Here is a 19,829-nt window from a genome sequence, read left to right as displayed (position 1 = left end):
GCGGACACACTGCGCAATAATGTCGACGGGGTAATGCAGGCGTTTGAAGGCGTTTCGGATCAGAGACATGAGTAGGTAACATCAAAAAACAGCATTTTATAGAACAACGCCTTAATGCGACAGAACCGTTTCGCTGTGCCACCCGCGCCATGCTCGCTGGCCCCGTCGGCAGGGTAACCTCATGAGTACCGGCGTCCACCGCCAGGTGAAGTTTCCGCCAGACGCGGCGCTTTTCCTGACCGTGTTTTTTCACCTTCCACTCCCCTACACCGAATACTTTTAATCCGGTGGAGTCGATAACTAGATGGGCAATCTCGCCGCGCGTGGGGTTCTTGAAAGGTATACTCACGGACTTGGCTCGCCTGCTGACGCAGGAATAATCCGGGCACCTGAGCGGGAGTTTCATCAGGGTAAAAATGGAGTCAATAAATCCCTGTGCGGCGCGCAGCGTGAGGCGAAAAACGCGTTTGAGCATCAGTACGGTAGAAATAGCGAGCTCAGAATAACGTTGAGGACGACCACGTGAAGACGTGTTGGGCTTGTCATACCAGGCCTGAATGGCCGACTCATCAAGCCAGAAAGTCAGTGAGCCCGATGGATGAGTGCCTTGTTGTAGGTAGCCCAGTTGGTGATTTTGAACTTTTGTTTTGCCACGTGATATCGCTGCAGGATGAGGCGTGTGGTGATCTGATCCTGACTACGGCCAAAAGTTCGATTTATTCAACAAAGCCACAGAAACCATAAAACCGGCGTTGACATGCCGGGGAAGTCCTTATAGTACAATAATTTTCGATATCCAAACTGACCCCTTAGATAACATCAAAAAAAACAGTGTTTTACCTGGCGCCTCCTTAATGTGACAGAACCCTCATGCACCAACGCCATATCGAAGTAATTGCTTTTTTTGTATGTTATACAACATAAGGATCATTTGAATTTCATTAAATTTTCATTATTATTTTGTTTATGCAATAGATGAAGTTTGTTTATTTATTTAATCAATCGTGAATGATTGATATATAAAATCGATCAGTGTATGATGCCTTGTCAAGATAAGTGTGAGCGTATGTCAGCCCAATGGCTCCACCGAGCATCGCAGGCGCCTTGTTCGTTAAATCAAATTGGCCGGCATCCATAGTGCTGTATGCAATAGTGTTTTTGAGATGCTTGCATGTCGTAGCGTGTTGTATTCGCACGTTTTCGTCCATTTTTAGGCTTCTACAGAAGTCAGTGTGATGACAGAGCTGCAGTTATGACAATTGCCATCCCCCTAACCTTAAGGCAACTAACAGACAACGTGGTGTTATGACAATAAAGAGCATCAACAATATTACCCTGCGCCTTCTGGTGGAAAACGGCGGGATCCGTGCCTTAAGTGTGGTTGGCACCGATGGTGGCTGGATATTGAAAGTTAAGTACGGTCTCGATGAGTACTTCTTGGCGTCAAATGCTCGTCCTGTAAGGTTATTCAAAAAACTGGACACACTGGTGATGTACCTGAAAAAAATTGGGATTAACCAATTTAATATCGATTCCTCTGGTTATTTCCCTCCTCAGGAGGGGGCATCCCGACCTGACCGCTCAACAGCGCTCAAGCAAATACATGAGGCTGCAGCAGAACATGTCAAGTACTCCCCAAAAAGCTTGGGTAAGGGGTAGGTGGCGCATGCTATATGCAAGACAGGGTTATACATTAAGATGGCGCAGAACGTATTACATATCTCGTTTTTTATAGAAATCAATAACTGCGTTATTGCGAAATCATTTTAAAGTTAAATGCCAACTTTAGCGTTTTTCTAACCCCCATTTTTGTTTATTCTAAAAAGAACAAGCAAAAACAACACATTACCCCGAAGGTGATGCATTTACACCGATTAATAGACTCGGTGATATCTACCCCCATGCGCAAAATGATATTTTCGTAACGGGACGTTTTTACAATGAGTAATTTAACACTGCTAAATATTAGGAAAAAAATGAAACTGAATAAAATTATGATGGCCGTTGTGCTGTCGCTTTCTACCGTATCTGCTGCCCAGGCTGCTGACGGCAAGATAACATTCACTGGTTCCATTATTGATGCTCCCTGCTCTATCTCTGCGAACACTATAGATCAGACCATTGAACTGGGTGCCATTTCGAATGCTGCCCTGAGTGCCAACGGCAATACTGGTGAATCGACCCCGCGACCAGTGAAAATCTCACTGGAGAACTGTGTCGTTACTACCACCGGTGCGGTAACAACCGCCGACAAAGTCCAAGTCAAATTCATGGGGACGCCATCTACTTATGATAATGATAGCCTGGCTCTGAGTGGCGGTCTTGCCTCTGGGGCTTATATCGTGTTGACAGGGAATGATGGTAATAAAGTGCTACTCAATACACCTACGTCTCCACAGCAGTTTGTTAATGGAGCGTCACCTGATTTGACATTTACTGCCCGACTCAAAGGCGGGGGGGCTGGGATAGTCATCAAACCTGGCTCCTTTGCTGTTCCTGTTGAGTTCCAACTGTCCTACCTGTAAATCTCAAGCTGTTTTGACCAGAGCAGTGGCTTTAAGCCACTGGCTCTTCGACCTCTTGGAGTCAGTCGATGAAGTGGAGTCAGAGTGGTGATCATAAGGTGTTCCCTTTCCTGTTGATAGGTTTAACCGGCTTTCTCGCAGGTGAGGCGTTGGCCAATGATGCAGGGCAGGGGCGAGTCAGCATGAAAGGGGCTATTGTCGAGCGCCCCTGCGCCATTGATGTAGGAGACCGTGATCAGACGCTGGTGATGGATACTGTGCCCGTGAGTCAGATTGTGCGAGACGGACGCGGTCCTCAAAAGAGCTTCTCCATTCGTCTGGTAGATTGCGTGTTATCACGGCTCTCCCCCGAAAAGCCGGACTGGAAAGCCTTTACCGTGAGCTTTAACGGTGACGATGACCAGGGGTATTTTGCGGTGTCCGGTGAGGCGCGCGGTATTGCGCTTGCGATAAACGATGAAGCGGGTAACCGGGCCCAGCCCGGATATGCAATGCCTCCGGCGGTGATTATCCCCCGCGAGATGCTCCTGCGTTATACCGTTAATCTGGTTGGTAATCGGGAAACATTACGTGCCGGGGATTATCAGTCAGCAATACGTTTCACAATGAATTACTACTAAGAGCTTCTCTATGTTGCATTTTTTTCCCCGCTCTCTTTCATCCATGCTTTGCCAGGTGGGGCTTGGCTCGACCCTGTTACTGGGGGTGGTGGTCTGTGTTCATGCTGATGATATCCAGTTCAACAGCGACGTCCTTGACGTGAAGGACCGCAGCAATATTGACCTGAGTCAGTTCTCACAAAAGGGCTTCATCCTGCCCGGGACGTACAGTCTGGCGGTGAGTCTGAATACACAGCTCTGGCCAGAGACCGCTGTGGATTTCATTGCACCTGAGAATAATCCCAAAGGGAGCCAGGTCTGCCTGACGCCCGAACTGGTTGCACAGATGGGCCTGACCGACAAAGTACAGTCTGAACTGACCTGGTGGCGGGATGGGCAATGTCTGAATGTGGATAGTCTCACTGGCATGGAGGTTCGCCCTGATCTGGGGACCTCCACCCTATACTTGAGCGTGCCACATGCCTATCTTGAATACAGCAGTCCAGACTGGGACCCGCCCGCCCGCTGGGAAAGCGGGATACCGGGAATACTGCTCGACTACAACGTGAGTGCTCAAAATCAGAACCAGACTCGCGCAGGTGGGGGGAGTGGTACCCGTGCGAGTGGTAATGGGACAACGGGGGCCAATCTGGGGACGTGGCGTTTGCGGGCAGACTGGCAGGCTCGCTACGACCGGCGTTCAGGAAGTCGTGAGGAGAATGGCGTCAATTGGGACTGGACTCGTTATTATGCCTATCGCGCCTTACCTGCGTGGGGGGCAAAACTGACCCTGGGTGAGGATTATCTCAACTCGTCCATCTTTGACAGCTTCCGCTTTACCGGGGCTAGTCTGGTGTCCGATGACAACATGCTGCCGCCGAATCTGAGGGGGTATGCCCCACAAGTGAGCGGCGTGGCACGTCACAATGCCAAGGTGGTCATCAGTCAGCAGGGGCGCATCATCAAGGAGGTTCAGGTTGCCGCTGGCCCGTTCCGTATTCAGGACCTGGACAGTTCCGTATCAGGAAGACTTGATGTCCGGGTTGAGGAGCAGGACGGTAGCGTACAGCGCTTCCAGGTTGATACCGCTACCATTCCATACCTGACCCGCCCAGGGCAAGTGCGTTTTAAGACGGCGACGGGCCGAGCTTCCGACGGGATGCACCGTGTTAATGGGCCTATGTTTGCCAGTGGTGAGTTCTCCTGGGGGGTCAGTAACGGTTGGTCGTTGTACGGTGGTGGGCTCGCCGGGGGGGATTATGCAGCGGTCTCTCTGGGGGTTGGTCGAGACCTGCTCTCGCTGGGGGCGCTGTCTGCTGATGTGACGCAATCCAGAGCACGCCTGCCTGGTGAGGACAGTCTGACGGGGGGGTCTTATCGCTTGAGTTATTCCAAGCGTTTTGATGAGACCAATAGCCAGGTGACCTTTGCCGGTTATCGTTTCTCTGACAGTACGTTCATGTCGATGAGTGATTACCTTCAGTCACGTCAATCCGGTATTAGAAATGGCCGTAACAAGGAGATGTATACCGTTTCCTTCAATCAGTCTTTTGAATCACTGAAGATGAGTGCTTACGTGAACTACAGCCATCAATCCTATTGGGATAAATCGACGACGGAGCGTTATGACCTCACCGCGTCGAGGAGTTTCGATGTGGGGCGGTTCAGCGGCCTCAGTCTCTCACTGACGGCCTACCGCAATCGGTTTAACAAATACGATGATGACGGCATGTATATGTCGCTGTCCATGCCATTGGGGGGAGCTGGCCGCATCAGTTACAACGGCTCGTATTCCTCTGGGGATACCCGTAATTCAGTCGGTTATTACGACCGCCTGAAGAATGGGGATACTTATCAGGTGAGCGCCGGAAGCGCGAGAGACGGGGCTGATGTCAGTGGTTATTACGCGCGTCGCGGCTCACGGGCTGATTTCAACGCCTCTGCCAGCTATCGCGACGGACAATACAGTGCAGTTGGCCTCTCCGTGAATGGCGGTGCCACTCTGACGTCAGAGGGGGGAGCATTGCATCGTACCAGCTTGATGGGGGGAACCCGGATGCTGATTGACACCGATGGGGTTGCAGGGGTACCGGTGGGCGCCTATGGCAACCCGGTCTACAGTAACCGGTTCGGCAAAGCCGTGGTCGCTGATGTGAGCAGCTATTATCGCAACAGCGTGCGAATTGACATTGACCAACTGGCAGACAATGCCGAGGTGACGCGCTCAGTAGTACAGAGCACGCTGACGGAAGGCGCCATTGGCTACCGCAAGTTTGATGTGATTTACGGTGAGAAGGCCATGGCAGTGATACTCCTGGCTGATGGTACGGTACCGCCGTTCGGGGCATCGGTACTTAACCAGAAGAAACAGGAGTCAGGCATTGTGAACGACAATGGTAACGTGTACCTCAGCGGGATACGACCAAACGAGAAGATGGCTGTGAACTGGAATGGGCGTGTCCAGTGCCATGTGACACTGCCTGCCACGATACCGACAGGTATGACGACGAACTTGATGTTGCCTTGCGTGAAAGCAGCGTCTTTGGCCGATGAATAAGCCCATGCTCCACCCATTGTGGGGCGAAAAACCGATATGAATTTGATGAGTAACAAGAGAATGAAACACAACCTATTGAAAACGATGTTGTCTGGTGCAGTGACTCTGCTGTTGATACCCGCCGCGCACTCTGCCATTTCCCTGGACAGGACCCGGGTGGTTTTTCCTGGTGATGAAAAGTCCGTGAGTCTGAATGTGAGTAACCAGAATGGGTCACTGCCTTATCTGGCCCAAGGCTGGATTGAGGATGCGAACGGAAACAAGTTGGAGGGGGGGGTATTGACACTTTTGCCACCGGTGCAGCGCATTGAGCCCAAGGGTAAGAGTCAGGTGAAGATTCAGGCCATGCATGGGTTGAGCCTGTTGCCCCAGGATAAGGAAACGCTGTTTTATTTGAATCTGCGTGAAATTCCGCCCAAGAGCAACAAGCCTAATACGCTGCAGATTGCGCTGCAAACACGTATCAAACTGTTCTACCGCCCTGCGGCATTGGCACGTGCGGCGGTAGAACAGAATGCCGCGCCTTTCCAGGAGAAATTGACCCTGAGCAAGAGCGGGGATACGTATATGGTCAACAATCCGACGCCCTACTATATCACTCTGATTGGTGCCAGTGCCAAGGCTGGCGGTGGCTTGGTCAAGGGCTTTGAGGGCATGATGGTGCCGCCAAAAGGCTCGGCCCCTTTGGGGGGGAAGGCTTCAGACCTGGGAGGAAGCCCGGCACTCACATACGTGAATGATTATGGTGGTCAGCCTACCCTCACGTTCCGCTGTGACGGTATGCAGTGCAAGGTGGATGAACGCAAGCGGGACAACAAGTAGCCGTCAGACGGCCTGTCCCAGGGAAAGAGAAGGAGCGAAAGATGAACAGTGAGAAGGGCTCGACTTTGTCGCGCCTAAGCCGAAACGTGATGTGTGGCCTGCCGGGACTGGCACTTATTGCCCTGCTGGCTCCGGAGGTGCAGGCCGGTATGACGGATGGCTTGGTTGAGGGGGATAACGGGGTGCTGCATGTGTTCGGTGTCCTCACCGAAAGCGCTTGTCGGCTGGAGATGCCGTCAGCAGACCAGACGGTTGATATGGGGAGTGTAGCGACGGGTGATTTGCAGGACGCAGGTCAACGTGGAACCCCTGTGGCAGTGCAGTTGCGCTTGCGTGACTGCATTCGCGGTGCTGCGAACAACCTCGATACGCTGGGCAATGTCAGTTGGAGTACCAGCCAGCCCGCCATGTCCCTGACCTTTGTCAGCGAGCTGGATGAGGTCAACCCGCAACTGGTGCGTGCGAACGGGGTCAACGGGATGGGGCTGCGCCTCACCGACAGTACGCAGCGCGACATGGTGCTGGGACAGCCGGCAAAACCGGTGTTTCTGACACCGGGCAGTGACGTGCTGACGTATTACATCACACCGGAACGCACCGCAGACACGTTGGAAGCGGGTGTCTATTTTGCCAATGTCAATTTCAGGTTGAGTTATGAGTAGAGTACGGCATGGACACGAACAGGGACAGGGGCGGTGGTTCCCACTCCTGTTGGGAGTACTGGCCATGGCTGTCGCGGCGCCGTCCGCGGTTGCCGCACCGCTCGACGTGAGTATCCGAGGGACGGTACTGAGTACGCCTTGTGTGATTAATAATAATACCAATATCGCAGTCAATCTGGGTAATAACCTGTTGACCAGCCGAATTCCGGCCAGCAACAGCAGCTCGACCGGGAATACTTATGAAACGGAAATTCCGTACACCCTGGATTGTACTACCGCCCAGGCAAGCGGCCTGCAGGTTAAGATGCAGATGGTGGGTACTGGCGCCAGTTTTGACAACAGAGTCCTAATGAGTGGACAGCACAATACGTTGAACTCTTATGCGCGATTAATTGCAATAGGGGCTACTGTGAGTGCTGGTACCGTGATAGCTACCACTGATTTTACCCTTGAATTTCCAGTAAATGGAGCCTTGACATGAAATATAAAAATGCCGGGTTCTTGCTTGGTCTTTCTCTGATCTTGCCGTGCCTGGTACAGGCTGCTGATGTCACCATCACGGTTGACGGCAGTGTTATCGCAAGGCCTTGTCAAAGTCTTCCAGGCGATAAAACGGTGAATTTTGGGGATGTGTATAACACGTCGCTGAATACCGCTGGGAGCTCTACTGCGTGGATTGATATCCCGTTGGAGTTGAGGCAATGTCCTGTAGGGACCTCAACAGTGAAGGTAACCTTCAATGGGCCTGTAGCAACTAATCCAGCCTATTATGCGAACAGCAGTAACCCAGGCAGCGCAGGTGGGATTGAGCTGGAATTACAGGATGACCTAGGCAGCATATTGAAGGACGGTGTTTCTAGGGATATCCCGGTGAATTTTACCAACGGTACAGCGAGCCTCACTGTCAAGGCGCGGGTGCGCTCAGAGAGTGGAATGACCACCGAAGGCAGTATTAATGCAGTGATTAACGTGACCTACACGTATTTGTGAATGATAGGAAAAATTAATAATGAAAAATGATAAGCAAATCGGCTGTTATTTTTGTGAGGAACCGTGTTCGATGTGCAATATGATGGATAAAAGGCTGTTAATTGCTATGGGTAGGATTATAGTTCTTGTCGTTATTATCGCATACTCTGCAGGTGCTATGGCTTTTGTGTGTTCAACTGATAATGGTCCGTTCGTGATACAGGGTAATAGGGATATTCATGTCTCAATGACTCCTGAGATACAGCAGAATTATAATTTGATTGTTGACTTGAGTCGGAAAATAAAATGCTACAATGAGGATGTTGCTAGCTCTGGAAATTATGATTGGGTTGTTTTTACCCCTGGATCGGAAATTAATTCCTTACCTGGCTCAACTAAGTCTATAATTTTAGATAGTAATATATATCCATCACCATTAGATAGAAACACTCAACCTTATGGGTTCCCTCCTGGCAGGGAAGAAATACCTTTGCCTCTCAGTTTTGTTATATCACCAATAAATAGCGCAGGAGAGGAGGTAATTAGTGCTGGGGAACTAGTGGCAAAGCTAACGATGTATAAAACATACCCTAATTCAGGCGGACCCCCACAACAGCGTTTTACATGGAACATTTATTCTAACTCAAATGTATATATACCCATAGGCGGTTGTGACGTCTCCGCACGTGATGTTAGTGTTCTTCTTCCTCCGTATGATGCAGACTCAAATCAACCGTTCCCAGTGCAACTCACGGTCAATTGCCCGAGTGGAAATAAGCAACTGTATTATACACTAAGCGGAACGACGGACAGATCACAGACAATTTTCACTAATATGGCCCCTGCTGCGCCTACTCCTGCCAAGGGTGTCGGGATACAGATGTTGGATAGTAACGATAATGTGATTACTGCTGGTCGTCCTGTTTCATTAGGTACAGTAGGCCCATCATCGGTTGACCTGAAACTCAAGGCCAGATACGCGCAAACTGGAGGTCAGGTTACAGCGGGCCCCGTCAAGTCAATTATTGCGGTGGTATTTACCTATCCGTAAATATGACTATCGAGCCTCTCAGTTCAATGACACAAAGAAAATGAACAAGACAGGCAGCAAAGCTGCTTGATGCTGCCTTTGATGATGACGGGAAGCAAACTGTGTTCATGGTTAGGAGATTGGATCGTTTCTTTTTGAGGGCGACTGACCATGAACAGTAGCGAGACGTCCCACCTGATGGTGCTGGATCGCGATGGGTTGTGCGTAAAAATGCCGGTTTTGCTTTCTTTTTTATCCCAAATTTAGCGGTACCCGCTATACGCCGGTGTATAACTTCAAGAACTGTCATGAAAAGTTTGCATTTTTTTATCGCGTGAAGGTGATGAAAAGGTGCTAACTCGATTTACCGGGTAGTCTGCTAAGGCAGGGATAACCCTGCTTTTACAGCCCAAATAATACCTTATATGCATTTAGATTTGAGTTTTTTTAAATACATTAGCGCTCCGCGTTGGAGTCTATCAGTGAAGAGGGTTGTGTGATGTACAAGAAAAGGGTGAGCTTGAAATTGAAAAATGGTAACCATAAGGTAGAAGGTTTTTATTTTAAACGTAACACATTAAGCATTGCCTTGTCATTGGTGTTTCTTTCTTCGGTGAATGCTTATGCTAAAGAAAAAATCTCCATTAATGATATCGTTATATCGGATGGGCAACATTTTTCAAATATTGTTCGTGTTAATGATGGTGAGGTTTTAAGTTACTTTGAAAATAATGGCACGGTGCATCCAACCGGGCAAGAGACTACGTTTGGTGTTTTAAATGCTGGGCATATTGTAAATTTCATTAATAACACCACTGGAAAGATTATTGCTGGAACCACCATGGTAAATATCACGGAATCAGGTTCGGTAGAGAATTTCATCAACAAGGGAAGTATTGCAGGAAATAGCGATGTAGACCCGGGGATTGGGGTCAATATTAAAGGTAGTGTTTCACGCTTTCACAATCAGTCATCAGGCTACATTCGTGCGCCAAGAGCAATTGATAATGGTGGCATAATTGAAAGTTTCATTAATGATGGGGAGATTAGTAGCGGAATAGCAAACCCGGGATATGCGATTTTTAATCACGGGATAATAAAATCATTAATTAATAATGGTTCGATTAATGGTGAGAGCGCAGGTGTTTATAATAACTCTAAAGGTGATATTCAAGAGTTTATTAATAGGGGCACCATTAATGCCAAGATTGGGATTTATAATGATACTGGTAAGCTGCAAGATATTACTAATGACGGAGTCATTTCTGGTGAAATTTATGCAATCTATAATATCGGTAAAGCGCGAACGCAAATAATCACTATTCAGAATAATGGCGAAATCATCGGAGGTATAGAAAGTACAGGGTCGGGACCAATCATTATTAAAGGAGGAAGTAAAGATAATCCGGGGGTTTTGACTGGCTTGGGGGGGCAGCTTGGGCAGATCACTGCGGAAAATTCAGATGTCGTTTTTGAACCAGGCAAAAGAGGCGATTACAGTTACCAACAACTAAACACCAACGTTAGTGTTGGTGAAGGCAAAGCTATGCTTAACCGTGATGGTAGCACGTTGCTGCTTGACCAAGCAATTAAAGTTGACGGCAATTATGTACAAGAGAACGGTGCAAGCTTGGTTATTGGTTTGCAAGGTAATGATTCCTATGGGAAATTACAGGTAACTGGAGGTGCTGATATTAATAACGGCGCCAAGGTGTCACTGAAACCACGCAACTATGTTTTTGTCGGCGGTCAGCGTTTTCTGGTATTGCAAGCACAGACATTAAATCTTGGTAATATCGAGACCGATGCAACCGGATGGATGGGAAAGGTGACTGCTGAAAAAATTCAGTCGGGAGGTAAAGATACCTTACTCATCAAACTTGATGAGTTAGATACCAATACCACGATTTCATTGGGTAGTGGGGTGTTGGACAAGGATGTCGACGGTAACGGGAGCATGGTGGTCAGTGCCGCTAATAGCACGGCTGAAATCAATAAGACCATCAATGTCTACGGTGATTATGAGCTGAATAGGGATGCGTTGTTGAAGTTTGGTGTTGCGTCGGATGGTTCTCATGGCCTGCTCAATGTAAACGGAAAGGCAGTATTAAAAGAAGGGGCCAACGTTCAGCTTGCAGCAAAGGACTACACGTTTACTGCGGGACAGCGCTTTTTGGTATTGCGTGCGGACAGTCTGGATTTTACAACGTTAAACAGCAGTGCGGAAGGGTATGCGGGTAGCGTACAAGCCAATGGCATCAATACCCAGAAGTCGGGTAACATGAATACATTGGTTCTGACATTGGTGGAAGATGTAGCACCGGTCGTACCCGATATTATCACTGACCCCGTAATCGAAAAGCCTGAGGTTATCACTGAGCCTGTAATCGAAAAGCCTGAGGTTATCACTGAGCCTGTAATCGAAAAGCCTGAGGTTATCACCGAGCCTGTAATCGAAAAGCCTGTGCAGCGTATTGTTGCGACCCAGCAGAACGCTATTTCCATGTTCAAAGGGCTTCTGTCATACCAAAATGGTGTCGATTATGCCTTAACCGAGCTTTACAATGCAGCACTAGCGACGTCCACTCAAGGAACTGTTGACTCAGCCAACAATGCAGGGGCTCAACTGTCCCCTGCTGCCAATGCAGCTGCGGCTGCCAGTGCTGCAAACCTTATTGGCAATGCGATGCACAATGCGATTGAGCGTCGAACCAACAATATTGCCGACAGTTCACAGTACGGGTTATGGATCCAACCTTTTGGTGGTTTTAGTAGACAAAGTCAACGTGATGCAGTGTCAGGTTACCGCGCTACGTATGGTGGTTTGCATTTAGGTGCTGATACCCAGCTCTATGATAACTGGCATCTGGGGGCATTATACACTTATGGTAGTACGAACAGTCGCTTGCAGGACAATAATGAAGGCAGTGTTGTCAAGTTAGGCTCTCATGGAGTGATGGGATATGGTGGATACCACAGCGACGACTGGTTGTTTGATGTGTCGGCGGGGGCATTGAGGCACAAATATGACTCACGTCGCGTCATTGACTTTAGGGGCTTTAATGGAAATACTCGTGCTGACTTTTACGGTATGGAGTATTTAGCGGCAGTGAATGCCGGATATATGTTAAATGTGGGAGAGAGTACGGTATTAACTCCGATGCTAGGTCTGCGTTACAGCTCGTTAAGGCAAGATGGCTATAGCGAATCTCAGGGTAACGGAGCGGGGTTACAGGTTAATTCCTTGAGTACACAATCGCTTAGAGGTTCTGTGGGGATAAAACTGGAGAAAAAGCTGAGTACAGATTATGGCAACCTGTCCCCTTATGTGCAACTTAACTGGCTACATGAGTACCATGATAATCAAAAGAATATCAGTGGTCGATTTATTGCTGATGAAGTGGGTGAAACAGGGTTTACCACAAAGTTGCCATCACAAGTAAAGGATGCCGGTAGTCTATCTTTGGGGGCAAGTCTGGTACGTAAAAAAAACCTCTCAGTCAATGTAGGCTATAACCTCGACTGGGCTTCTGGGTATGATAATCAGGCCATAGGAGCTAATCTGAGTTATTCGTTCTAAACCACATACTTTCGCCCCATAGTTTGTAAAATTGGGGCGAAGGTTACTAGAGAAAATTTCGAATGGATGAAACCTACATCAAAATCAACGGTCAGTGGCCCCATTCCCAGTTGAAATGCAACAAAGTGACCCACTGGCTAGCCCCGGATAAAATCACCGTACTGGCCCTATTGGAGATCCCTTTGCATGCAGGGAAAACATCTGACTCAGAAAGAGCGGTTCTACATCGAAAAAAGTCGTGATGATGGGGGTAATCAGGCCACCATTGCCAGGGAGCTCCAGCTTCCGCGCTCTACCATCAGCCGGGAACTCAGACGCAATACCGACGCCGCTTTCAACGGCGTTTATTCCTGCAGAAGGGCAGAAAAACTGGCCAGAGGACGGCGTCAGAAAGCACGTCCGGATAACGTGGTTAACCAGCTTGAACCGCACATTCAAGAATTTATCAGGCAGGCGCTATCTACCCACACTTCACCTGAAGTCATCAGTGGCCGCCTGTTCCTGGAATTGGGTTTATCGGTCAGCAAGAACTCGCTCTATCGCTATATCCAGCAGGAGCGCCAGGCCGGCGGAGACCTGTATCAACAGCTCCCCCATCGGGGTAAGCGGTATAACTATCAGACCGACCAGGCCAACCGTGGTCCTATTCCCAACCGCGTTGGCATTGAGCACCGGCCTGCCGAAGCGGACCTCAAACAACAGCCCGGACACTTTGAAATTGATACCATTTTTGGCAAAGACCAGAAGTCATTACTACTGACCGTGGTCGATAAAGCCGTCAAGCTGGTCATCATTCGCAAACTGCCCAACAAGCGTGCAGAGACGGTGGTCGCCGCGTTCAGGGACATCGTCGCCAATACTTTCTGCGAGTTTAAAACCCTGACCGCCGATAACGGCCCTGAGTTTTCGCAGCACGAGGAAATAACGAAAATAACGGGAGCCCCGGTCTACTTTGCCCGGCCTTATCATTCCTGGGAGCGTGGATTGAATGAGCACACTAACGGGCTGATACGTCGGTTTTACCCCAAAGGAACAGACTTCAATCAGGTCACCCATCGCAAGGTCGCAGCACTCGAACACCTGCTCAATACGCGAGGGAGAAAATTGATCCTACCCGCGTAATGTGGACACGGCCCTAAGCGAGGTTCTGGTTTTCAAATTGTTCCGGACTGAGACCGCCACAGGCACTGTGACGACGCCACCGATTGTAATCGCACTCGATATAATTAAACACTGCTGTCCGCATTATTTCCCGGCTGGCAAAGTCCTCTCCGTGGATACATTCCACCTTCAACGTGTGGAAGAAGCTTTCCGCACAGGCATTGTCGTAACAACAGCCTTTGGCACTCATACTGCCCTGCAGATTATGGCGTTTCAGTAAACTCTGTTAATCCGTTGTATAGCTGATCTCACGTGCTACCTCCCACCCTAAAATAATCCCTATAGATTAAATGCCCGAGTGGACGCTCTTTTTCCTGATGGTGTTAATTGCCATATTCTTCATGTAATACGGTATGAAGGAAATGATGCTGCGCACGAAAGTAATTTATTAACGCAAGATGACGCGCGCATGATTTTAAGTTTCACTGAAAGTTTTCTAAAAAGTAATTCCTTACGCCATGACACTTAATAAAAATGACAAACACCTCCTGGTGAACGTGTTCTCGGTGCTGGCAGTAGTTTCGCTGGCACATAAAGTCTGGCTCGACGCGTGAGGGGCACCGGTATGAGTCGCTTTTCCCGGCAGCGGGATCGGTGTTTCCGATGTCTGTAGTTTTCGGCAATCCGGCATCCCACCCCGCCAAACACCACATGTAGGGGTTAATTCCCCTGCTAGAGCCACTACATGTGGTGGTTTACCTCGCCAGGTCCGGTTCAGAAATCACGTAGTTCATGATTAATTTGATTCCGATTTAGGGTATAATCCCAGAAAGCGGAAACCCAAAAAGGATCCATAAGGATCCTCACGACGAATTACTTTTGGTGCAGTGGGATGCCCGTTGAGCGATAATTTTAAGCAGCAGCGCGCATGAACATTGCCAGAGGCTAAAAAGTACGCGTTTTAGGACAAGATTGCGCTACGTGAAATCTGAACGTCGACGTGGGGCGTAGGCGCCAAGATTTTACGTAGCGCTACCAATCAACATCAGCGAGATGACGCGAGGAGAAAGACACCATGGGACAGGATCTCACCCCTGAGCAGGCACGGTTTGCCGTGCTGTTGACCGACTATCCGCAGATCGCCGGGTACTGGGACTTTGCTACACGACGATGTGATGAAAACGCGTTGCGGTCGGCACTGGCGTTCATGAGCCGCGGCGAACGGCAGGTGGCCCTGTTCTTCCTGTCGTTGTGGACCGGCAATGATGAGGGGTTTGACCTGCTGGAGGCGGCACGTGTCGTGGACAGCCAACACCGTCAGATGGTGATCCATTGGCTGCGCGATCCGTTCTGGCCATGATGCAGCGCGCCGGTTACCGGGGAGGACTGGCCACCACCGGCACACCGACTGGCCAAGAAACCCCGTTGCTGGACACGCGGGATTATCAGCATGCGCTGGCGCTGCGCAAAATGGCGCTGGTTTACGATGAACTGCCGCGCTATCTGCTAGCCCCGGAAGTGGCAGCCCTGCTTCACTATCTGCCTGACTGGCCACAGCATGCGCTCATTAATTTGCTGTGGAACACCGGTGCCCGGATCAATGAAGCCCTTTCGCTCAAGCGGCGAGACATACGGCTCACCGTTGAGATGCCCCATATCATTCTGCGTACCGCCAAACAACGACGCAGTGGCCCCGGCCGTCCTGCCAAAGGGAAATCGGCCAATCGGCTGATCCCCCTGACCGATCCGCAGTTTGTCGACGAGCTGCGTCGGCTGTTTGCCAGTACCAAGGAACAGTTTGAGATCGACGCACAAACGGGTGAACGAACCCCCTTGCCGATTTGGCAAACCACCGATCGCACGGTACGCAACTGGCTCACGAAAGCCGAGCGCCAGGCCAACAGCGAGGGCATTCATTTTAGCGTGCCGGTGACGCCGCATGTTTTTCGGCACAGCTACGCGATGCATATGCTCTATCAGGGTACGCCGTTGAAGGTGCTGCAGGGGCTGATGGGCCACGAAAAAGGGGAAAGTACGGAGGTGTATACGAGAGTGTTTGCGCTCGATATCGTGGCCAACCGCCAGGTGCAGTTCACGCTGTCGACGCAGGATGCGCTCACGATGATACGGGAGGCGGACGCGTCTGTTTTGCGTCGTTGACGCAGCAACGGTTCTAAAATCCGGGGGCTTCGGCTCGCGTCTGCGTACGTTGATCACCCTCGAGCATCATTTCAGTATGTTATAGCGATAAAGTAGCGTGCCAAAATCTTGCTTCATGCTGACAAAAAGCAAGATCTCGATAGTCTTGCCGTCAAAATCGTAGAGCACGCGATACTCGCCGTCGACATCAAGCCTTTCACGCAGCATCAACCCCTTGTCTGAAAGGTAGACGTTAAAGCGGTATCTTTCAGGATCCTGGATAATGTTAGCGACTGACTCCATCAGCAGGTTATCAACGAAGTTGGCGGCCTGTTGCGCCCCGACCGTTCCGCTTTTGTAGGATTCAATATCGGCCAGGCACTGGTAAGCCACAGGCGCGACGGTGATGGAAAACGAGTTAGTTTCTGGCGGCACGCAACCTCCCCAAGACGTCTTCAGGGGTCATGCCTTTGCCCTCTGCGATCTCTTTTTTCGCTTGCATTGCCAGCTTAAAAAGGGCGTTGATATTTCGGTCTTGCTGCATTTCTTTGACTTCGGCTTCACGTTCTGCGGCGGTCTGGATAAACAGTTCTGCCACGCCGTTTTTTGTCACGTAAACCCCCCCTTCAAAGGTTTCTGCATTGCCAAGACTGTCTCTGGCGAGTTTTTGGGACATGGTTTGAGTCATCGTTTTCTCCACGTAAAAGGCGATCCCGTGGCGGGAACGGTCATCTCGCCTCAGGTCAGGTTGTACGGAAACACACCGCGGCGTACTTGCTTGCGCCTGCGCGTCCGCATATTAAAAGGATAACACGGGCGGGGTTTAATCGTGTACATATTTGCACACCATTGAACCTTGTCACATGACCACTGGGGGACCGCTAAACGGGGGGTTTAGGGTTTTTGGCGGCTACAAAGTCAATTGTGGCTCTGTTGGCGATAAACACTCTCTGACGGGATGCGGACGCTGTCCTTTGCCTATCATGAAATAGATCCACGGGAACGAGGAAAAGTTTCCACATATAAAAACGTTATTTTTTTGATAAAATACAATTAGTTAAAAAGTAAATGGAGGGTTAAAAAGAATAAAAAATATCCTTCGGATATCGGCTTATGATCTTCGAAAATTCAATCCCTTCTTATATGTCCTTATGATCACGTCGGATTTGTCTTTTGCTGACATACGTCACGCTTATGCCTTATTTGTCTCATTATGCGCTTTAATGGTTGTTTTGCGCTTTTATTGGTGTTTTACTATAAAGCTGCAAAAATACGAATAAGGTATAATATGGACCTCAAGTCAACGCTGGATCGTTGTATAGAACGCGGTCAATTTATGACGCAGGAAATCGCTAAAGCACAATTTGGTAACGACAGCCCAGAAGCTCGAGCGATTACCAGGCGTTGGCGGATCACTGAAGCTTCAGATCTTGTGGGTGTCACGGCGCAAACGATCCGAAACTATGAAGAGTCAGGGAAGTTACCCTCCCCAGAGACTGCGATGATCGGACGTGTTGAGCAACGCACCGGATACTCAATACAGCAAATTAATGCAATGAGAGATGTGTTTGGTACCCGCCCAGCAAGACCGGCTGGACAGGATCCTGTTGTCCTTGCGGTAGCCGCTCATAAAGGGGGGGCTTATAAGACATCCACATCGGTACATATTGCTCAATGGATGGCATTACAGGGGTTACGTGTCTTATTAATCGACGCCACGGATCCTCAGGCTACCGCGTCACTTTATCATGGTTATGTTCCAGATTTGCACATTCATCCGGAAGATACCCTTCTCCCTTATTATATGGGGCAGCGTGACGATGCAGCTTATGCCATCAAACCAACATGCTGGCCTAACTTGGACATCATTCCATCCTGCCTAGCTGTACACCGCATCGAATCTGAAATTTATCCGTTGCATGATTCCGGGAAACTCCCTGTTGCACCGCACCTTCTTCTTCGGGCTGCCATTGAATCTGTTTGGGACAGTTATGATGTGATTGTGTTGGACAGTGCTCCAAACCTTGGGATAGGGACAATTAATGTCGCCTGTGCCGCCGATGTCATTGTCGTTCCTACACCGGCGGAACTGTATGACTATGTCTCTACTCTGCAGTTCTTTACCATGTTGCGAGATCTGATGCTCAATATTGACTTGAACGGTTTTGAACCAGATGTTCGCGTCCTGATTACGAAATTCAGCAATGCAGTCGGTAGCCAATCTCAATGGATGGATGACCAAATCCGTAACGCGTGGGGCGGGATGGTTCTGAAGGAAGTTGTACGTGTGACTGATGAAGTCGGCAAAGGTCAAGTGAGGATGCGTACCGTTTTCGAGCAAGCGGCGAATCAACGTTCAACGCCGGCTGCTTGGCGTAACGCTGTGGCTATTTGGGAACCAGTTTGTGCTGAGATCTATAATCGGTTAATCAAAACGCGTTGGGAGAATGCATAATGAAAAGAGCCCCTGTATTACGTCATGCACCGACAATAAATTTTGATGAAGCTAATTCGGTCTCGGTCAGGGAGAGCGAGCTCTCACCTTCTGCACCTGCAGTCAGCCAACTTTCTTCACGTGTTAGCGCGATGAAAGGAAGCAGTATCACCCTGCCGGTATGTGGGGAGGACGTTATCTTTGTTCTGAAAACCATCGCTGCGGACCAGATAGAAGTCAGAACTGCCGTCTATGCCGGCAACGAGCGTCTTCAGGACTTATTGACAGAATCTTCCCTCGATGATTTGTTGCCCTCGTTTCGGTCGTCAGGTCAGCAGTCCCCAGCTTTTGGGCGAAGTCAGAATGGTCTTATCGAAATTGCAGATGGTAGTCGACGTCGTAAGGCCGCAATGTTGACTGGCAGTGAGTACAAAGTTCTCGTCGGTGAGTTGAGCGATGCGCAAATGCGCTGGCTATCCCAAATTGGAAATGATTATCGTCCGACCAGTGCATATGAGCGTGGGTTACGCTATGCCCGTCGGCTCTTCTCTGAATTTAGTGGGAACGTCAGCCATCTCGCTGAGGTAGAGAACATATCCCGCAAGATTATTCAGCGCTGTATAAAAACCGCTGAACTGCCAATTGAAACCTTACAGTTGTTTGCGAATCCCAATGAACTGAGCGCCCGTAGTGGTGAAATGCTCTATAGGTTCCATAAATCTGATTTTACTGAGCTTAAGAAGCTGATCCAGGCGCTGCGCGCACAGCAATCTGAAGGTGTTACATTCAGTAGCGAAGAACTGCTAAAACGTCTGATGCCTGTTACCAGGACAAAATCACAAGTCACGGTGCGTAAGTTTGCCGTCGGTATTGAGGCGAAATATTCTGACAACTCAGTTTCCTTTAATCTGACGGATGCGCCTGCTTCTCTTATTGAACGTATTGAAATGCTACTCGCCGATCATTCAAAATTACAGAAGCACTGATCCTTGAAGTGGGACCACGGTCCCACTTGTCAGTTATCCCTCTCCTATCTTAGTATCTATTGAGATATATCGTTAGGTGGGACCGTGGTCCCACTTGATGGCTAGACGTTATGGTCACCCCCCGTTTTTACAGTACTGATACTAAAAATATTGTTGTCCTGTGTGAATCTATCCTGCGTCTGAATGAGCCATATGCTTGTGCCTTGATGAGTTCTACGCCTGATGAAAAGGGGGGCACTGATGATCTTGGAGTAGGGGACGACGATGCTGGCGCCAGCCATGGCCAGACGGTAGTACTGAACGTAGCGCCCCTTCGGGGCGAGCACGGCAGCGTTGCTGCCTCAACCGTCTTTAAGCCCCCTACCTCACATCAACGTCGGTGCCGCCTGATCGCCCCCGCGCTGATATCCGCATAAATTAGCACG

The 19,829-nt window shown here is 49.5% G+C and carries 18 protein-coding genes and 2 pseudogenes; 16 read left to right on the top strand and 4 right to left on the bottom strand.

Going from position 1 to position 19,829, the window contains the following annotated elements; genetic code table 11:
* Nucleotides 1-175: 175 nt before the first annotated feature.
* Nucleotides 176-654: pseudogene (locus tag ACMV5I_RS27440) on the bottom strand (IS5 family transposase); the annotation flags it as partial.
* A 651-nt stretch (nucleotides 655-1,305) separates the two neighbouring features.
* On the opposite strand from ACMV5I_RS27440, the gene ACMV5I_RS27435 reads away from it, so the two are divergent.
* The 11 genes from ACMV5I_RS27435 to ACMV5I_RS27385 all read left to right on the top strand — a co-directional run bounded on the left by ACMV5I_RS27435 (nucleotide 1,306) and on the right by ACMV5I_RS27385 (nucleotide 13,866).
* Nucleotides 1,306-1,659, top strand: coding sequence for a hypothetical protein (locus tag ACMV5I_RS27435; protein ID WP_414825751.1), 354 nt, complete (start codon nucleotides 1,306-1,308; stop codon nucleotides 1,657-1,659).
* A gap of 281 nt (nucleotides 1,660-1,940) precedes the next feature.
* Nucleotides 1,941-2,525: a fimbrial protein gene (locus ACMV5I_RS27430; protein WP_414825750.1), complete on the top strand. Its 585-nt coding sequence runs from the start codon at nucleotides 1,941-1,943 to the stop codon at nucleotides 2,523-2,525.
* Between the two features lie 68 nt (nucleotides 2,526-2,593).
* On the top strand, nucleotides 2,594-3,145 hold the full coding sequence (locus ACMV5I_RS27425; protein WP_414825749.1) for a fimbrial protein: 552 nt from the start codon (nucleotides 2,594-2,596) through the stop codon (nucleotides 3,143-3,145).
* A 10-nt stretch (nucleotides 3,146-3,155) separates the two neighbouring features.
* Nucleotides 3,156-5,681, top strand: coding sequence for an outer membrane usher protein (locus ACMV5I_RS27420; RefSeq protein ID WP_414825748.1), 2,526 nt, complete (start codon nucleotides 3,156-3,158; stop codon nucleotides 5,679-5,681).
* A 60-nt stretch (nucleotides 5,682-5,741) separates the two neighbouring features.
* Nucleotides 5,742-6,503: a fimbria/pilus periplasmic chaperone gene (locus ACMV5I_RS27415; protein WP_414825747.1), complete on the top strand. Its 762-nt coding sequence runs from the start codon at nucleotides 5,742-5,744 to the stop codon at nucleotides 6,501-6,503.
* A 41-nt stretch (nucleotides 6,504-6,544) separates the two neighbouring features.
* Nucleotides 6,545-7,165: a fimbrial protein gene (locus ACMV5I_RS27410; protein ID WP_414825746.1), complete on the top strand. Its 621-nt coding sequence runs from the start codon at nucleotides 6,545-6,547 to the stop codon at nucleotides 7,163-7,165.
* A 64-nt stretch (nucleotides 7,166-7,229) separates the two neighbouring features.
* Entirely contained in the window at nucleotides 7,230-7,646 is a 417-nt protein-coding gene (locus tag ACMV5I_RS27405) for a hypothetical protein (protein WP_414825745.1), read from the top strand.
* The gene (locus tag ACMV5I_RS27400) at nucleotides 7,643-8,155 is read left to right on the top strand and encodes a fimbrial protein (protein ID WP_414825744.1); all 513 of its coding nucleotides are present in this window, start codon (nucleotides 7,643-7,645) and stop codon (nucleotides 8,153-8,155) included. The genes ACMV5I_RS27405 and ACMV5I_RS27400 overlap by 4 nt, the downstream gene beginning before the upstream one ends.
* A 19-nt stretch (nucleotides 8,156-8,174) precedes the next feature.
* Nucleotides 8,175-9,185 (top strand): fimbrial protein, encoded by a 1,011-nt coding sequence (locus tag ACMV5I_RS27395; protein ID WP_414825743.1) that lies wholly within the window; start codon nucleotides 8,175-8,177, stop codon nucleotides 9,183-9,185.
* 478 nt (nucleotides 9,186-9,663) lie between these two features.
* Nucleotides 9,664-12,744 (top strand): autotransporter domain-containing protein, encoded by a 3,081-nt coding sequence (locus tag ACMV5I_RS27390; protein ID WP_414825742.1) that lies wholly within the window; start codon nucleotides 9,664-9,666, stop codon nucleotides 12,742-12,744.
* Between the two features lie 186 nt (nucleotides 12,745-12,930).
* A complete protein-coding gene (locus ACMV5I_RS27385) occupies nucleotides 12,931-13,866 on the top strand; it encodes an IS30 family transposase (RefSeq protein WP_414825741.1) in 936 nt (311 codons plus the stop codon).
* Nucleotides 13,867-13,879: 13 nt separating this feature from the next.
* On the opposite strand, the pseudogene ACMV5I_RS27380 reads toward ACMV5I_RS27385, so the two are convergent.
* Nucleotides 13,880-14,131 (bottom strand): annotated as a pseudogene (locus ACMV5I_RS27380) (IS3 family transposase); the annotation flags it as partial.
* A 72-nt stretch (nucleotides 14,132-14,203) separates the two neighbouring features.
* Here ACMV5I_RS27380 and ACMV5I_RS27375 point away from each other — a divergent pair.
* The 3 genes from ACMV5I_RS27375 to ACMV5I_RS27365 all read left to right on the top strand — a co-directional run bounded on the left by ACMV5I_RS27375 (nucleotide 14,204) and on the right by ACMV5I_RS27365 (nucleotide 16,005).
* Nucleotides 14,204-14,374: a DUF4145 domain-containing protein gene (locus ACMV5I_RS27375; protein WP_414825740.1), complete on the top strand. Its 171-nt coding sequence runs from the start codon at nucleotides 14,204-14,206 to the stop codon at nucleotides 14,372-14,374.
* A gap of 546 nt (nucleotides 14,375-14,920) precedes the next feature.
* On the top strand, nucleotides 14,921-15,205 hold the full coding sequence (locus ACMV5I_RS27370; RefSeq protein WP_414825739.1) for a hypothetical protein: 285 nt from the start codon (nucleotides 14,921-14,923) through the stop codon (nucleotides 15,203-15,205).
* A complete protein-coding gene (locus ACMV5I_RS27365; RefSeq protein WP_414825752.1) occupies nucleotides 15,202-16,005 on the top strand; it encodes a tyrosine-type recombinase/integrase in 804 nt (267 codons plus the stop codon). The genes ACMV5I_RS27370 and ACMV5I_RS27365 overlap by 4 nt, the downstream gene beginning before the upstream one ends.
* A gap of 66 nt (nucleotides 16,006-16,071) precedes the next feature.
* Here the strand turns inward: ACMV5I_RS27365 and ACMV5I_RS27360 are convergent, their stop codons facing one another.
* Together ACMV5I_RS27360 and ACMV5I_RS27355 are read right to left on the bottom strand one after the other, a co-directional pair.
* Nucleotides 16,072-16,419 (bottom strand): type II toxin-antitoxin system RelE/ParE family toxin, encoded by a 348-nt coding sequence (locus tag ACMV5I_RS27360; RefSeq protein WP_414825738.1) that lies wholly within the window; start codon nucleotides 16,417-16,419, stop codon nucleotides 16,072-16,074.
* Nucleotides 16,403-16,672: a hypothetical protein gene (locus ACMV5I_RS27355; RefSeq protein WP_414825737.1), complete on the bottom strand. Its 270-nt coding sequence runs from the start codon at nucleotides 16,670-16,672 to the stop codon at nucleotides 16,403-16,405. The genes ACMV5I_RS27360 and ACMV5I_RS27355 overlap by 17 nt, the downstream gene beginning before the upstream one ends.
* Nucleotides 16,673-17,272: 600 nt before the next feature.
* Here ACMV5I_RS27355 and sopA point away from each other — a divergent pair.
* Together sopA and ACMV5I_RS27345 are read left to right on the top strand one after the other, a co-directional pair.
* Complete coding sequence (gene sopA / locus ACMV5I_RS27350) at nucleotides 17,273-18,439, top strand: plasmid-partitioning protein SopA (RefSeq protein ID WP_074032299.1); 1,167 nt, start codon at nucleotides 17,273-17,275, stop codon at nucleotides 18,437-18,439.
* Complete coding sequence (locus ACMV5I_RS27345) at nucleotides 18,439-19,404, top strand: ParB/RepB/Spo0J family plasmid partition protein (RefSeq protein ID WP_414825736.1); 966 nt, start codon at nucleotides 18,439-18,441, stop codon at nucleotides 19,402-19,404. The genes sopA and ACMV5I_RS27345 overlap by 1 nt, the downstream gene beginning before the upstream one ends.
* Nucleotides 19,405-19,829: the final 425 nt, after the last annotated feature.

Origin of the sequence: Serratia sp. T13T92 (assembly GCF_047530105.1) — a bacterium.
Taxonomy (GTDB): domain Bacteria; phylum Pseudomonadota; class Gammaproteobacteria; order Enterobacterales; family Enterobacteriaceae; genus Chania; species Chania fonticola.
Note: the sequence above shows the minus strand (reverse complement) of the source record. Positions and strands in the feature narration are given on the sequence as shown.

Coding starts and splice junctions, on each gene's coding strand:
- ACMV5I_RS27435 (WP_414825751.1), top strand. CDS start 1,306: ATGACAATAAAGAGCATCAACAATATTACCCTGCGCCTTCTGGTGGAA.
- ACMV5I_RS27430 (WP_414825750.1), top strand. CDS start 1,941: ATGAGTAATTTAACACTGCTAAATATTAGGAAAAAAATGAAACTGAAT.
- ACMV5I_RS27425 (WP_414825749.1), top strand. CDS start 2,594: ATGAAGTGGAGTCAGAGTGGTGATCATAAGGTGTTCCCTTTCCTGTTG.
- ACMV5I_RS27420 (WP_414825748.1), top strand. CDS start 3,156: ATGTTGCATTTTTTTCCCCGCTCTCTTTCATCCATGCTTTGCCAGGTG.
- ACMV5I_RS27415 (WP_414825747.1), top strand. CDS start 5,742: ATGAAACACAACCTATTGAAAACGATGTTGTCTGGTGCAGTGACTCTG.
- ACMV5I_RS27410 (WP_414825746.1), top strand. CDS start 6,545: ATGAACAGTGAGAAGGGCTCGACTTTGTCGCGCCTAAGCCGAAACGTG.
- ACMV5I_RS27405 (WP_414825745.1), top strand. CDS start 7,230: ATGGCTGTCGCGGCGCCGTCCGCGGTTGCCGCACCGCTCGACGTGAGT.
- ACMV5I_RS27400 (WP_414825744.1), top strand. CDS start 7,643: ATGAAATATAAAAATGCCGGGTTCTTGCTTGGTCTTTCTCTGATCTTG.
- ACMV5I_RS27395 (WP_414825743.1), top strand. CDS start 8,175: ATGAAAAATGATAAGCAAATCGGCTGTTATTTTTGTGAGGAACCGTGT.
- ACMV5I_RS27390 (WP_414825742.1), top strand. CDS start 9,664: ATGTACAAGAAAAGGGTGAGCTTGAAATTGAAAAATGGTAACCATAAG.
- ACMV5I_RS27385 (WP_414825741.1), top strand. CDS start 12,931: ATGCAGGGAAAACATCTGACTCAGAAAGAGCGGTTCTACATCGAAAAA.
- ACMV5I_RS27370 (WP_414825739.1), top strand. CDS start 14,921: ATGGGACAGGATCTCACCCCTGAGCAGGCACGGTTTGCCGTGCTGTTG.
- ACMV5I_RS27365 (WP_414825752.1), top strand. CDS start 15,202: ATGATGCAGCGCGCCGGTTACCGGGGAGGACTGGCCACCACCGGCACA.
- ACMV5I_RS27355 (WP_414825737.1), bottom strand. CDS start 16,672: ATGACTCAAACCATGTCCCAAAAACTCGCCAGAGACAGTCTTGGCAAT.
- sopA (WP_074032299.1), top strand. CDS start 17,273: ATGGACCTCAAGTCAACGCTGGATCGTTGTATAGAACGCGGTCAATTT.
- ACMV5I_RS27345 (WP_414825736.1), top strand. CDS start 18,439: ATGAAAAGAGCCCCTGTATTACGTCATGCACCGACAATAAATTTTGAT.